This is a genomic window from Stenotrophomonas maltophilia R551-3 (assembly GCF_000020665.1).
Lineage (GTDB): Bacteria > Pseudomonadota > Gammaproteobacteria > Xanthomonadales > Xanthomonadaceae > Stenotrophomonas > Stenotrophomonas maltophilia_L.
In genome coordinates this window covers 3,980,256-3,993,411 of sequence record NC_011071.1, presented here as the reverse complement: position 1 = coordinate 3,993,411, position 13,156 = coordinate 3,980,256, and the positions used below count along the sequence as shown (strand labels likewise).

Below are 13,156 nucleotides of genomic sequence, written 5' to 3'. Positions count from 1 at the left end.
CCATCAAGAGAACACGTGCCTTGAACTAGAAGCGGACCGACCAGCGTGCATTGGCACCATGGTCGCGGCTTTCACTGCCGAACTGGCCGCTGTAACCCAGCTCCAGCTGCTGCCGCGGGGTCAGCCATGCCGACAGGCCCAGCTCGGCCACCACGGCGTTGTCGGCAATTGGTGCGCCCTCGACCGCGAAGGTGCTGCTGCTGTTGGCGAAGGCCAGGTTGGCCACCTGGCTGCGGTCGCCAGAGGCGCGGCGATAGCCCACGCCACCGCGCAGGTGCAGCCAGCTGTCCTGCTGGAACGAGGCCTTCAGGCCCTTGTCGAAGCGCAGGCCAGCGGTAGCGATCGTGGTTGCGGTGTCATCCACCTTGCCCTGCAGGGCGGCCGCACCACCGCGTTCGTTGATGCGCTTGAGGTCCACTTCCACGCGCGCAACCTGCAGGTACGGTTCCAGCCCGGCTTCCGGACCACCGAAGCGGTAACCGGCTTCGATGAAGGCCTGGCGGGTGCGGGCGTCGTAGCGTGCGCTCAGGCTGTCGCTGAAGCCAGCGAACGCCACGTCGCGCGTGCTCTTCACCTCGTGCTTGCTCCAGGCCACACCGCCGCGCAGGCCGAAGCCGCCCCAGTTGTGGCTGGCGTAGGCGCCGAAGTGCGTGTTGTCGATCTTCGACTTGGCACGACGCTCCTGCTGCTTCACGTCGGTACGGCCGGTACCGGCCAGCACGCCCACCTGCCAGCCGGAGAACTCGCGGTCGATGCCGATCAACAGGCCGTTGCTGTTGGCTTCGGTGCGGGCGGTGTTGCTGTTGCCATCCAGCTTGCTGTTGCCGCCGAGTGCCTGCACCCAGGCGCCGGTGGCATCGCCCGCGTCGGCACCTGGCGCGGTGGTACCGGCACGGCGCGACAGCGCGGCATCACGCACGTAGCGGCTGCCCTCGACCAGGGCCAGTGCCGTGGCCGGATGCAGTTCGCCGCTGAGACCGTCGAGCACGCCACCTACCTGTTGCGGGAACAGTTGGGTCAGCGGCTTGGGCAGGCCCTGGTTGATCGCCAGTCCATCGGCGCTGGTGGCCACTGCGCGTTGGTTCGGCGTGGCAGCAGCACTGGCCAGAGAGGCGCCGCGTGCCACGTCGATGCGGGTGCCATTGGCACCGTAGGCCAGGCTGAACTGCAGGAACGGCGAGAACGCGCTGAAATCGGTTTTCGCGAACTGGCCGCTGACACCGCCGTCGGCGCGGATGAAATTGAACTGCTCGCCGAGGTAGTAGGTACCCGGCTCCGGCAGTGCGACCAGGGTACCGCCGAGAGTGGCGGTGCCGGTTACGTGCAACTGGTCACTGCGGCCGCCCGGGGCAAGTTCGGCGGCATAGACGCCGGTTGCACCCTGCACGTAGTTGCCGTTGATGGTCAGCGTGCCGATCGAATTGCCGGGCGCGATGATGCCGTCCACACGGGTGTTGCCCAGTGTGCCGATGCCCTTCAACAGGCCGTTCGAACCGACCGTGGTGGTGCCGCCGGTCTGCGTGCCGTTGAAGGACACCACGCCGCCATCGACGGTCAGGTTGCTGTCCTTCAGCAGGCCGCTGCTGCTGACCGTGCTCACGCCTCCAGTGGTGTTCAAGGCGGTGGAAACCAGCGAACCGTTGAGCAGGAACTGGCCACCCTGGACCTCGACCGCTGACGTGAGTGTGTTGGTGCCGTTCAATTCCAACGTGCCGTCCTGCAGTACCGCGCCGTTGAAGCTGTTGTCGCCACTCAGGCGCAGCCAGCCGATGCCGGACTTGGTCAGCTTGCCAGCGCCGCCGATGTCGTTGGTCCAGTCATCCCAGGCGTCGCCTTCCCACACCTTCAGGCCACCGGCCTTCTGGTTCATCACCACGTTGGTATCCACGCGCAGCGAGCCGTAGCCTTCGATGGCCTTGCGCAGGTCCATCAGGCCCCAGCCATAGATCTCATCGATGCCTGGTGCGCCAAGATCGCGCGCGGTGGTCAATAGCACGTCGCGGACCTGCGCACTGTCCAGATAGGGGAAGCGCTCGAACAGCAGGCCCAGCGCGCCGGTTACATGGGGTGCCGCCATGGAGGTGCCGCTCAGGTTCCCGTAGGCATAAGTTGGGGCCTGACCGGAGACCTCGAGGATCACATTGCCATTGTCCTCGCGGGGGATGGCATCAATGACCGAGTCTTCGCCATAGACGGTCGAATTGATGTTCGAACCCGGCGCGGCCAGGCACCAGTTTGCGGCCAGGCCGCAGCGCATCGAGCGATTGCTCAGCTCCAGGGCCTGGTTGACGTTGACTACGGCCAACCAGTACGGCTCGATGTCAGTGAAGGCGCGTGGCATCGATGCATACATGCCTGCTATCGGTGCCTGCTCTGGTGAGGGATTGACCGAGTCGGTGTTTCCCGCAGCCCATACCTGGATCAGGCCGCGGGCACGTGAGCCTTCTGCTATCGCGCCGAGGCTGTCCGCAAGATCCGGATGCGACAGATAGAAGTCGAGTTTCTCGGCGGTGTCCGGTTCGTTGGTCAGGCCCCAACTATGGTTGACTGCGCGTACGTGCTGTTCGTTGAGCTGTGCGTACAGCTGCGGGAAGATCGAATCGGAGGCTCCCAGCGCGGCAACCGACTTACTGTCCAGGTACAGTCCGCCATCCCGCTCGACGACGGTCAGGTAGTTCACGCTGTTGGCAAACAGGCGGGCTACGGTGAGGTCAGCGCCGAACGCGACGCCGTGCATTCCATTGCCATCGCGGTTGGCGGCGATGGTTCCGGATACATGGGTGCCGTGCACGTTGTAGCCCGGACCCTCGAAGTAGCCGTTTCGATTGAGCAGGTCTCTGTAGGCCGGATCAATCAGGGTGTAATCGATAGCAACCTGGTTGCCGTCGCTGGTGAAGCAGGCATCCGGGCCGTCGAGTACCTCGCGGTCGCACAGGCTGCCATCGGCAAGCACATCGGCCAGACGCAGGCTGCGATGGTTCTTGCCGGCGAACTCCGGGTGGTCCAGGCCTGTGCCACTGTCGAAAACGCCCAGGCGGATGCCGGTACCGGTCAGGCCACGCGCATAGGCATGGTCGGCGTTGGTCGCAGCCAAACCCCAGTCGGCGTTGAATTCGTCCGTGCGCCAACTGGCCGGGTCGCCCGGATTGCCGAGGGTCGCCGTGGTGCTGGTTGCCGCTGTGGGTGCTGCAACCGGAAACTGAGCCGTTGAGGAAGGGATCGCCGAAGTGGCCGGTTGCGCCCAAGCTGCCTGCAACTGGCGCTGTTGCTGCCAGGTGTCGAGTGATGCGCTGGCGGTGGCGGGCGTGGCAGCAGCCAACAACAGGCAACTGGCAACTGCCAGCGCCAAGCGGCTGCGCGGGGAACGGGAGTGGGACGAACGGCCATACAGCGGGTGATTCATCAGACAACTTCCTTGATTGACGGACAACAAGGCCGTTAACCCCGCAGTGCGACGATCACCCCCAGTTATGTGAAGGAAATTTAATGAACAGATTAATGTTTCGTGACGTGAGCGTTCACTCCATCTCTCGGCCGCCTCGCTACCGTGAGCCGGCCTGGGCTCACCAGGCTTATCAAGGAGTGATGTCGATGCGTGCTTTCAGGAAAATGATCGCAGTAGCGGTGTTCGCGCTGGCATGTACCGGTTCGGTGGCGGTGGCAGGACCGGCCGAGCCCTGCGACAAGCCGTGCTGGCGGGCGTATCAGATGTGCCTGGCCAGTGGTGCCGACGCCGGTGAATGCCAGCAGGCGTACAACACCTGCGTGGTCGACCTGTGCATGGGCGTGTGAGTCGCGCCGTTTGAGCCGTGCGTGGGGCCCCGTCACCGACGGGGCTCTTCTGTTTGGGTGCAAGGTCGGGCAGTCTCGACGCGTCCTTTCCAACGGAAGCGTGTCATGGCCGTCAAACGCGTCGTCGCAAACATTGCCACGCCCGATCCATCGCGCGCGGCCGCTTTCTATGGCGAGTTGCTTGGGATGCCGGTGCTGATGGACCACGGCTGGATCATCACCCATGGCGGCCAGGGCAGTGCGCTGGCACAGGTCAGCTTCGCCAGCGAAGGCGGCGCCGGAACCCCGGTGCCGGACCTGTCGATCGAAGTGGACAACCTGCAGGAGGTGCTGGATCGCATGCACGCGGCCGGCATTGCGCTGGAGTACGGCCCCGCCGATGAACCCTGGGGCGTGCGCCGCTTCTTCGTCCGCGACCCGTTCGGGCGGTTGTTGAACATCCTCGCCCACACCTGAGCGGCAGAAAGTCCGTCAGCGCCGTTTGGCACCGGTCGGTTGCACGCCGACCATGCGCAGGCAATCGGCCTGCACGGCGGCGATGAAGGCATCGGCATCCGGTGCCGGTGCAGCGATCAGGTCGTCGGTGGCGCCGTGCACACCGGCATAGATCAACGAGGCGGTGACCTTGGGCGCTGGAAGCTGCCACAGACCTGCGGCGTTGCCTGCTTCGAGGATGCCCAGCAGTTGCTGCTGGATCGCACTGCGTTCGGCATTGCCGCGCTGGTGATGGTGGTGGTTGGCGAACACCACATCATGCAGCGCGTGGGTACGCACGTAGAGCTCGATGTTGGCGCGGATCCAGGCACGCAGGCGCGCCACGCCATCATTGGCGGGCTGCTGCTGCACGGCCAGGTCGACCTCCTCCATGAACTGCCGCGTATAGCGCTGCGCCAGCGCCTGCAGGATTTCGGTGCGCGAGGCGAAGTAGGTATAGAAGGTGCCCTTGGCCACGTCGGCGGCAGCGACGATGTCGCTGATGGTGGTCGCTTCCACGCCCTGCGACAGGAACAGCGCCTGCGCGGCGTCCATCAGTTCTTCCTGGCGGGTTTCGGCGGGCTTGGTGCGCGGCCTGGCGACAGCTGGGGTCTGCATGGTGGGCGTGATCCGGGTGCGGCGGCCACCATTCTAGCTGCCCTGTGCAGGCGACTGACCGTCAGTCATTGACCGACGGTCAGTCAGTGGCTACGATGCGCGCACATCCTCCGCGGGATCCGTACATGCATCGCTTCCAACGGCCGGCCCTGGTGCTGGCGGCCTATCTCGGCACGTTCCTCGCCTCGCTGGACATCAGCATCGTCAACGTCGCCCTGCCGACCCTGCAGCTGGCATTGTGGACCGACATGGCCGGCCTGCAGTGGGTGATCAACGCCTATGCGATCGCGCTGTCAGCGCTGATGCTGTCGGCCGGTCCGCTCGGTGACCGCTATGGCCATCGGCGGATGTGGCTGCTCAGCGTGGCGACCTTCACCCTGGGCTCGTTGCTCTGCGCCTGCGCCGGCAGCCTGTCGATGCTGGTGGTCGGGCGCGCGGTGCAGGGCGTCGCGGGTGCGCTGTTGATTCCCAGCGCGATGCCGATCCTCAGTCATGCATTTCCTGATCCGCGCCAGCGCGCGCGCGCGATCGGTGGCTGGTCGGCGTTCAGTGCGCTGGCCCTGGTACTGGGACCCATGCTCGGTGGCGTGCTGGTGCAGCGTGCCGGTTGGCCGAGCATCTTCCTGATCAACCTGCCGCTGGGCCTGCTGGCGCTCGTGCTGGGGGCCTGGGCCATTCCAGAACGGCGGCATCCGCAGCACGCTGCACTGGATCCGGCCGGGCAGATGCTCAGCATCGTTGCCCTGGGCGCGCTCAGCTACGGCCTGATCGCCATCGGCGAACACGGACTGATGGTGCCAGGGACACTGCTGGCCCTGGGTATCGCCATTGCCGGGCTGATGGCGTTTGGCGTCGTCGAACGTCGTGTGGCGCGCCCTCTGCTCCCCTTGGACCTGTTCGCCAGCCGGCGCTTCGGCATGCTCAACCTGGCTTCGTTCGTGCTGGGCTTCACCGCCTATGCCAGCCTGTTCTTCCTCTCGCTGTTCTTCCAGCAGGCACAGGGCCATGAGGCGGTGCTGGCGGGGACGCAGCTGGTCCCGCAGTTCCTGCTGATGGGCGCGGTGTCGCTGCTGTTCGGCCGGCTGGTCACCCATATCGGCCTGGCCACCGCACTGGTGTTGGGCTATGTCCTGACCGGGGTGGCGCTGTTGGCGATGACGACGTTCGAACCGGATACGTCGCAGGGTCGCGCCAATGCGTTGCTGATGCTGCTTGGGGTTGGAATGGGCCTGGCGGTGCCGGCCACCGGCATGGCGGTCATGGCCAGCGTACCCCCCGAGCGCGCGGGTATTGCCTCGGCCACGATGAACGCATTGCGCCAAGCTGGCATGTGCCTGGGAATCGCTTTGCTGGGCAGCCTGATGAGTGTGCGCGCGGTGCAGCAGTTCGCCAGCTCCGCGCGAGCCGCAGGGCAGTCAGGGGTAGCCGAGCAGGCGCGCGCGCTGATCCTGCGGCCCACCTCGATGGTGTCCACGCCGCAGATGCTGGCCTGGTACCGCAGCGCGATGGCCAGTGGCTTCGGCTGGGCGATGGCCGTGGCGGGTGCCATGGCGCTGCTGGCGGCCATCGGCCTGCATCGGCGGCGGTTGCAGGCCTGACTACGGGCTACTCATCCTTGCTGACGCTTCGGGTCATCTGCCGTTGTCGTGGACTCGCTTTGCTGCTGCTGCCGCGTATTGGCGTGGCGCGCATGCCCGCCTTCGCGACCGATCGCAGCCATGTGCTGTCGATCACGGCTGATCGCTTCGCCGCCTTTGCGACCTGCGACGCGCGCTTCAGCGGGACTGAACTCATGTGCGTTGCCGGACGCATGCGCAGCGCGTCCACCCTTGGCAGCGATCTCACGCTGCTTGCCCTGGTCCATCGAGGCGAAACCCCGACTGGAGGTGCCGTGTTGCTGGTCAGCCATGTGACGTCTCCCGTTGCGTGGGCGTCGCCGCAGTCGGCGACGGTGCCCATCCTTGGGCATGGCACGCTAAGTCCAGGTCGCCATTCTCGAGGCCACCTTCACCTGGCCTGCGCATCCGGTTGACGGTTATGGCCATTCAGGCTGGCGCCGCCCGGGCTGCGGCCAGAGCCATACCGCCGACGATGGCTGCAATTGTCTCCACGTCGGCTGCCGCTGCCGTTTCTCCAAGCCGCGCCTGCAGGGCGCCGTGCGAGACAGCAAAGACGATCGCCTGGCCGAGCAGTGCGTGGGTACGCAGCACCGTCTCCATGCTGGATGCATCGGCGCCTCGAAGATGAGCGACGCATTCGGCCAATGCCGCATGCAGAGGCCCGAACAGCTCATGGTGGACACGGGCGAACGCGGCCGTCGGCTGGATCTGCTCGCGGGCCAGCAACAGGGTCCGCGCACTTGCATCGGGTGCAGCCAGCAGCGCGTGCACGAATGCCCGCATCAGCCGCTGCAGCTGCTGTGCGGCCTGGCGTGGACCGGCGGGTGGTACCGCGGGCAGCGGCAGCTGTTCAGCGATGGCCTGTGCGGCGCGCCTGAGTACGGCGGCATACAGTTCCAGCTTGCCGCCGAAGTGGTAGGGAATGGCGGATTGGCTGCAGCCTGCAATATCCACCAGTTGACGGGTGCGCACGCCTTCCACTCCCAGTGCACTGAACAACTGCAGTCCAGCCTGCAGCAACCGGGTCCGGGTCTGTTCGCTGCGTGTCTCAGCCGCCCGCCGTCGCGCCGGTGTCTGCAGGTGCGCGATGAACTCAGGCATCGGCCTGCATCAACCAGGTGGAGTTGTCGTTGAGGGCTACGCCGGCGTGCTCGCCGACGATGACCGTGCCGCCGATGTTGGCCATGTGCCGGCCGAACGCGCAGTTGGGTTCGAAGGCGAAGCACATGCCGGCCTGCAACGGGAGCTCGCGCCCCACCGTCGGCAGTGGCGTGATGTGCGCATAGCGCGCGGCCTCCGGCAACACCTCGATGCCTGGCGCACGGCCGAAGCCAACGGGCCCGTAGGGATTGAGGCTGTGGACCAGCGGGTGCACATGCCAGCCTCCTGCTTCCAGCAGCGGTGCTTCCATCGCATCGACGACATCGCCGAAGGTGTTGCCCACACGCAGTGTGGACAGGCCGGCTTCATAGCTGGTCCGTGCCACGGAAGCGGCGCGATGGATGTCATCGTGTACTTCGCCGATCGCGACGGCAGCCTGATGCTGCGTTTCCATCAGCCCATACAGCGCGAAGATCTCCGACAGCACCAGGTCGCCATCGCGCAGCACGCGCGGCGCCTGTGCACGGTACTGCCAGGCGGGCGGCCCCCAGCCGACATACTCGGGCCCGGAGCCAAGCAGTACTTCGGCGGTGTAGCCGCCCAGCGCGAAGCAGGTGGCGGTGACTGCGGCGACCAGCTCGGCTTCGGAGACCCCCGGGCGGGCGGTGGCGCGTAGTGCCTCGCTCATGGATTCGCCGATCCAGGCAGCATGAGCGATCAGTGCCAGTTCTTCCTGGCTCTTCACCGAGGCGCGCTGGAAGAACGCACGGTAGACCGGTACGAACTGCGCCGCCGGTACTGCGGCCTGCATGCCCTGCAGGGTGCGGGCAGGCATGGCACCATCGAAGTAGAACGGCGGGTATGGTTCCAGCCCGAGCACGCCGATACGGGCGTTGTGCAGGCCACAGTGCTGCAGCCAGCGGCCGACTTCCTGACCGGACTTTCCTACCCACAGCTGCTCGGGCGCGATCCATTGCAGGTCGCCGCGCAGGCCGGCCTGGAGGTGGTCGGCGATCATCAACGAGGCGAAGGTGAATACCCGTGGCGGCTCGTCGCCGACGAATACCACGATCGAGCCTGGGCGATCGTTGGTGAAATAGCAGTCCGGGGAAAAGCCGGCGGGGGCGGCGGCTTCCCGATCGCCATGCACGACCAGCGCATCGAGCTGCTCACTGGCCATGATGTCGCGGGCCAGGGCCCAGCGGCGGTTGCGTTCGTCCAGGCTCAGTGGTGCCGGTGGCGTGCGCATGAGAGGAACTCCAAGGGGAAGGTGCGCGCAGGCTCGATCACGCAGCTGAATGAATCAACCGCTTGAAATGGCGTTGGGCGCGCGCTGCCGCGGGCGCAGCGGAAGTAGGCGATTGCGCAGCCGTGCCGGTGATCGCGGCGGGGTGCCGGCCGCTGTTGCTAGGATGGGCAACGACGCCACTCACTTGGCCACGACAGGGACGTACAGAATGAACAGGATTGGATTGATCGTATTGCTCGCATGTGCCGCGCCGGCCCATGCAGGCAGTAACCTTTTGACCGGCAGCTTCGTCCACGTTGGCTATTCGGCCAGCGATGAGCAGCTGCCGGCCGCGCAGTTGCCGCTGTTCCTGGACGAGCTGCAGGACCTGGGCAACGACACGATCATCCTCGGCCAGACCCGTGCCACGCGCGCTGGCGTGGGATGCGCCAGCGGCGCGCAGGATTTCGAATGGATCGCTGGATTCCCCGGCAAACTCGGCACAGTGCTCGATGCTGCGGCGGCGCGCGGCATGGAGGTCGTGGTCGGCACCACCTACAGCTCGGGGCAATGCGCCACCTTCTGGCAGGGCCAGAACGCGACGGCGGTGGCGCAGGATGCAGCGCAGTCGCTGGCCCAGCTGGGCCAGCAGTACGGTTCGCATCCGGCCTTCGCGGGTTGGTACATCACCGATGAGCCTGCACAGGTACCTGCCGACCGCGCGTCCTTCTACCGCGCGATCGTTGCTGCCCTCAAAGCCAGTACGCCATCCAGGCCAGTGATGGTCGCGCCCTACCTGGCGTCATCCAGCATCGATCCGGCCAATGTGGCCAGCGCTGCGGCGAAGTTCCGCACGGCCACCGGCGTGGACGTGCAGATATGGCAGGACGGCATCGGTGCGGCCTCGCATGCCAGGTTGTTCCAGTGGGATCGTCCGGGACATTCCACCGAGGCGTATTACCAGGCGCTGTCGGCGGCGCTGGGTGCCAGCGGTCTGTGGGCTGACATCGAACTGTTCAACCATGGCAGTCCGTTGTTCCTGGATACCGGCAACGGGCTGTCCGGCGCCTACCGGTCTGCCTCGGTGCAGCGCATCAACCAGCAGTTGTGGAGTGCACGTTCGGCTGGCAAGCGCGTTGCCTGGCTCAGCCAGTTCCACATGTCCGAGGTGGTTGGCCCTGGCCAGGGCCATGCCGAAGCGCCACGGATGATGAACACTTACCGCGGGTTGTACGGCCTGGGTGCCTCATACGTCGTCGATCCGGTGCATACCACCTACAGCTACAGCGTGGCGCCGGATGCGAACTATCCCGACAGCACAGGCCACGAGCTGTTCGATCGCCGGGTTGGCGACCCGCGCAATCCGATGGATGCCGGCTGGGTGGGCGTGCATGGCAACGTCGCCATCACCATCGATCTTGGCCAGCGCCGGCGGGTGGACTGGATCGGCCTGCATACGATGACCCGCCCGGGGTGGGGCATCGTCACGCCGACAGCCGTGGAGGTGATGTGTGCCGAGCCGGGCGCCGCCGCCGTGAAGATCGGCATGCTGTCGGCGCCATTCACCCAGGCCGGGCTGAGCGGTTCGACCGAAGAGGAATACGTGCTGGGCAACGCTGCGCCGCTGGCCGCGCAGTGCCGCACGCTGGAGCTTCGGTGGGCCAATGGCAGCTGGACCTTCCTCAGTGAGATCGAGATGGCGGCGGAGCAGTAAGCGCGTCAGCGCACGCGCCCATCGCGCAGGCGCTGCGCGAAGGGCCGCTGCTCAAGCGCTTGCAGTGTGTCGCGGAGCACCTGCTCCAACGACTGCCCGAGATCGATGTCCAGGCTGCGTGCCGCGCGCGCCGTCGCCTGCCACTGCGCCTGCAGCGCCGGCAGCGCCTGCAGTGCATGCGGGCTCAGCTGCAGGATGCGCTCGCGGCTGTCTTCGCCAACGGCGGAGTGCAGCCAGCCGTCGCGCACCATCGCTGAAACCGTCTGGCTGAGTGCGGAATGGCTGAGCCCGCAGGCCAGTGCCAGGTCCTTGATCCGGCAGGGCCCCTGCGCCACCAGCGTGCGCAGTACCGGGGTGTAGCGGGGTCGGTAGTCCAGTTGCAGATCGCGATAGGCCTGCTCGACGGCCGGGTCAAGCTGATCGAGCAGGGCACGCAGCAGGGTGCCCAGGGTGGCATGTTGGAGATCCATGGTCGCGATGATATATAAGCACTTACATATCATCAATGCGGGGTGGGGCATGGCGGTTTCGTGGATGCTTGGCGCACTGCTTGCAGCCTCCTGCCCGGCACAGGATGCGGTGCTGCAGGCGGCGGCCACGGCGATACAGGCGCAGTACCTGGACGCGGTGGAAGGTGCCCGCATCGCCGATGCCCTGCGTGGTTGGTCGAACGAACAGCGCTACGCCGATACCTGTGCGGATCCGAAGGCCTTCAGCGCGCGCCTGAACCAGGACCTGGACGTATTCGATGGCCATTTCCACGTCGAGCGGGTGGATGCCCACGCCGGACAGGAGGACTGGCTGATGGCCTGGCGCGCCGACGCCCGCGCCAACGGTGCCGGCGTGCGCGAGGTGAAGGTGCTGGAGGGCAATATCGGTTACCTGCGGCTGAGTACCTTCTATCCGCTCGATCTGGCCCGTCCGAAGCTGGAGGCTGCCTTCACCCTGCTGGCCGACACCGATGGCCTGGTGCTGGACCTGCGCCAGAACGGCGGTGGTGATGACGGCAGCGCCGACCTGCTGGTGCGTACCTTGCTGGAGGCGAACATCACCCAGGTGCAGGCACTGGATCAGCGTGGCCGACGTACGCCGGTGCCGTTGCCACCGGCGAGCCTGCCGGCGTACCTGAAGCCGCTGGTGGTACTGATCGACCGCCGTACCGGCTCGGCTGCCGAATACGTCGCCTATTCGTTGCAGGCGCTGGGTCGCGCGCGCATCGTTGGCAGCCGCAGTGGCGGTGCCGCACATATGTTCGATGATCCTGTGCTGCTGCCGGATGGCTATCAGATCAGCATTCCGGACCGGCAACCGATCAATCTCCGTACCGGCGGCAACTGGGAACGCGCCGGGGTCACGCCTGATGTCGCCGGCGGAGACGATCCACTGTTCGTCGCACGGCAGTTGCTGGCCACGTCGACATCGTCAAGATGAACGCACAATTGCAACCGTGCCCTATCGCAGACGACATGCGGGGTGCCTAGAATCGAAACATCCCGGTAGTTCCCGGGCGCTTCGAGTGAATGGACTCAATGAAGATTCTGTTGACCGGCAGTTCCGGGCGGATCGGGCGTGCGATCTTCGGCGCCCTGGCCGCTGCCCATGAAGTGGTGGGGCTGGATCGCAGCCCGTTCGCAACGACGCGCATCATCGCCGATGTCACCGATCATCAGGCGGTCGTACGCGCGGTGCAGGGTGTCGACGCGGTGATCCACACCGCCGCCCTGCATGCGCCGCACGTGGGCCTGGTGCCGGATGCGGTGTTCCAGCAGATCAACGTGGATGCGACCCGGCACCTGCTGGCGGCGGCCCGGGAGGCCGGTGCCCGTCGCTTCGTGCTGACCAGTACCACCGCGCTGTACGGCCATGCGGTGGTGGCTGGTGGGTGCCGCTGGATCGATGAAGACACCGAGCCGCTGCCACGCACCATCTACCACCGCAGCAAGCTGCAGGCCGAGGCGCTGGCCGAAGCGGCGGCGAGCGCGGACTTCAGTGTGCGTGTACTGCGCATGGGTCGCTGCTTTCCGGAGCCGCCCGAGCGTATGGCGATGTTCCGCCTGCATCGCGGCATCGACGCACGGGATGTCGCCAGTGCGCATGCCGCGCTGCTGCACGATGAGGGCGCTGCCTTCGCGCGCTACATTGCCTGCGCACCCACACCGTTCCTGCGCGAGGATTGCCTTGAGCTGGCGACCCAACCGCGCAGGGTGCTGGCCCGGCGTGCGCCGCAGCTGCTGGCCGAGTTCGAACGCCGGGGCTGGCCGTTGCCGCTGAGCATCGACCGCGTCTACGACAGCGCGCGCCTCCGCAGCCTGCTGGGCTGGCAACCGCGCTTCGGCCCCGATGACGTGCTGCAGCAGTACGCCGCCGGCAGCATCGAGGTGTTGCCGAGGGCGCAGTGGATCAAGGACCGCGTGGCCGAATGAGGCGGCAGCTGACAGCTTGCTGAGCTGTTCCTGAGTGCGTTCAGGAATGTGCGGGCGGGCCACCTCAACCTCGTTGGCGGGCGGCCGCTAACCCGGTGCGCTTCCTGCGCTGGGCCCGGCCCGGCGACCGGTGGCCTGCGCGATGGATCGCGCGCCTGCGCGGTGCCCTCGCGGTGCCGGTCGTCCT

12 protein-coding genes are annotated in these 13,156 nt (G+C 66.4%); 6 read left to right on the top strand and 6 right to left on the bottom strand.

Going from position 1 to position 13,156, the window contains the following annotated elements:
- Nucleotides 1-25 precede the first annotated feature (25 nt).
- Nucleotides 26-3,403, bottom strand: a complete 3,378-nt coding sequence (locus tag SMAL_RS18025) for an autotransporter domain-containing protein (protein ID WP_012512191.1) — start codon at nucleotides 3,401-3,403, stop codon at nucleotides 26-28.
- A gap of 188 nt (nucleotides 3,404-3,591) precedes the next feature.
- On the opposite strand from SMAL_RS18025, the gene SMAL_RS18020 reads away from it, so the two are divergent.
- Nucleotides 3,592-3,792: a hypothetical protein gene (locus SMAL_RS18020; protein ID WP_012512190.1), complete on the top strand. Its 201-nt coding sequence runs from the start codon at nucleotides 3,592-3,594 to the stop codon at nucleotides 3,790-3,792.
- Nucleotides 3,793-3,897: 105 nt separating this feature from the next.
- Complete coding sequence (locus SMAL_RS18015; protein ID WP_006395500.1) at nucleotides 3,898-4,248, top strand: VOC family protein; 351 nt, start codon at nucleotides 3,898-3,900, stop codon at nucleotides 4,246-4,248.
- Nucleotides 4,249-4,263: 15 nt separating this feature from the next.
- On the opposite strand, the gene SMAL_RS18010 is transcribed toward SMAL_RS18015, so the two are convergent.
- On the bottom strand, nucleotides 4,264-4,884 hold the full coding sequence (locus SMAL_RS18010) for a TetR/AcrR family transcriptional regulator (protein ID WP_012512189.1): 621 nt from the start codon (nucleotides 4,882-4,884) through the stop codon (nucleotides 4,264-4,266).
- Between the two features lie 125 nt (nucleotides 4,885-5,009).
- Here SMAL_RS18010 and SMAL_RS18005 point away from each other — a divergent pair, with 125 nt between their 5' ends.
- A complete protein-coding gene (locus tag SMAL_RS18005; protein WP_012512188.1) occupies nucleotides 5,010-6,482 on the top strand; it encodes an MFS transporter in 1,473 nt (490 codons plus the stop codon).
- An 11-nt stretch (nucleotides 6,483-6,493) separates the two neighbouring features.
- On the opposite strand, the gene SMAL_RS18000 is transcribed toward SMAL_RS18005, so the two are convergent.
- The 3 genes from SMAL_RS18000 to SMAL_RS17990 all read right to left on the bottom strand — a co-directional run bounded on the left by SMAL_RS18000 (nucleotide 6,494) and on the right by SMAL_RS17990 (nucleotide 8,853).
- On the bottom strand, nucleotides 6,494-6,793 hold the full coding sequence (locus SMAL_RS18000; protein ID WP_006395495.1) for a KGG domain-containing protein: 300 nt from the start codon (nucleotides 6,791-6,793) through the stop codon (nucleotides 6,494-6,496).
- A 136-nt stretch (nucleotides 6,794-6,929) separates the two neighbouring features.
- Nucleotides 6,930-7,604 carry a CerR family C-terminal domain-containing protein gene (locus SMAL_RS17995; RefSeq protein WP_006395489.1) on the bottom strand — a complete coding sequence of 225 codons (675 nt, stop codon included), beginning with the start codon at nucleotides 7,602-7,604 and terminating at the stop codon, nucleotides 6,930-6,932.
- Nucleotides 7,597-8,853: a M24 family metallopeptidase gene (locus SMAL_RS17990; protein WP_006395487.1), complete on the bottom strand. Its 1,257-nt coding sequence runs from the start codon at nucleotides 8,851-8,853 to the stop codon at nucleotides 7,597-7,599. The genes SMAL_RS17995 and SMAL_RS17990 overlap by 8 nt, the downstream gene beginning before the upstream one ends.
- A gap of 274 nt (nucleotides 8,854-9,127) precedes the next feature.
- Between SMAL_RS17990 and SMAL_RS17985 the strand changes: the two genes are divergently transcribed.
- A complete protein-coding gene (locus SMAL_RS17985) occupies nucleotides 9,128-10,546 on the top strand; it encodes a DUF4434 domain-containing protein (RefSeq protein WP_229298158.1) in 1,419 nt (472 codons plus the stop codon).
- A gap of 5 nt (nucleotides 10,547-10,551) precedes the next feature.
- Here SMAL_RS17985 and SMAL_RS17980 read toward each other — a convergent pair whose 3' ends face one another.
- Nucleotides 10,552-11,016, bottom strand: a complete 465-nt coding sequence (locus SMAL_RS17980) for a MarR family winged helix-turn-helix transcriptional regulator (protein ID WP_006395482.1) — start codon at nucleotides 11,014-11,016, stop codon at nucleotides 10,552-10,554.
- A gap of 49 nt (nucleotides 11,017-11,065) precedes the next feature.
- Between SMAL_RS17980 and SMAL_RS17975 the strand changes: the two genes are divergently transcribed.
- Together SMAL_RS17975 and SMAL_RS17970 are read left to right on the top strand one after the other, a co-directional pair.
- Entirely contained in the window at nucleotides 11,066-11,977 is a 912-nt protein-coding gene (locus SMAL_RS17975) for a S41 family peptidase (RefSeq protein WP_041864589.1), read from the top strand.
- 98 nt (nucleotides 11,978-12,075) lie between these two features.
- Nucleotides 12,076-12,969 carry an NAD-dependent epimerase/dehydratase family protein gene (locus SMAL_RS17970; RefSeq protein WP_012512186.1) on the top strand — a complete coding sequence of 298 codons (894 nt, stop codon included), beginning with the start codon at nucleotides 12,076-12,078 and terminating at the stop codon, nucleotides 12,967-12,969.
- The last annotated feature ends 187 nt before the right edge of the window (nucleotides 12,970-13,156 follow it).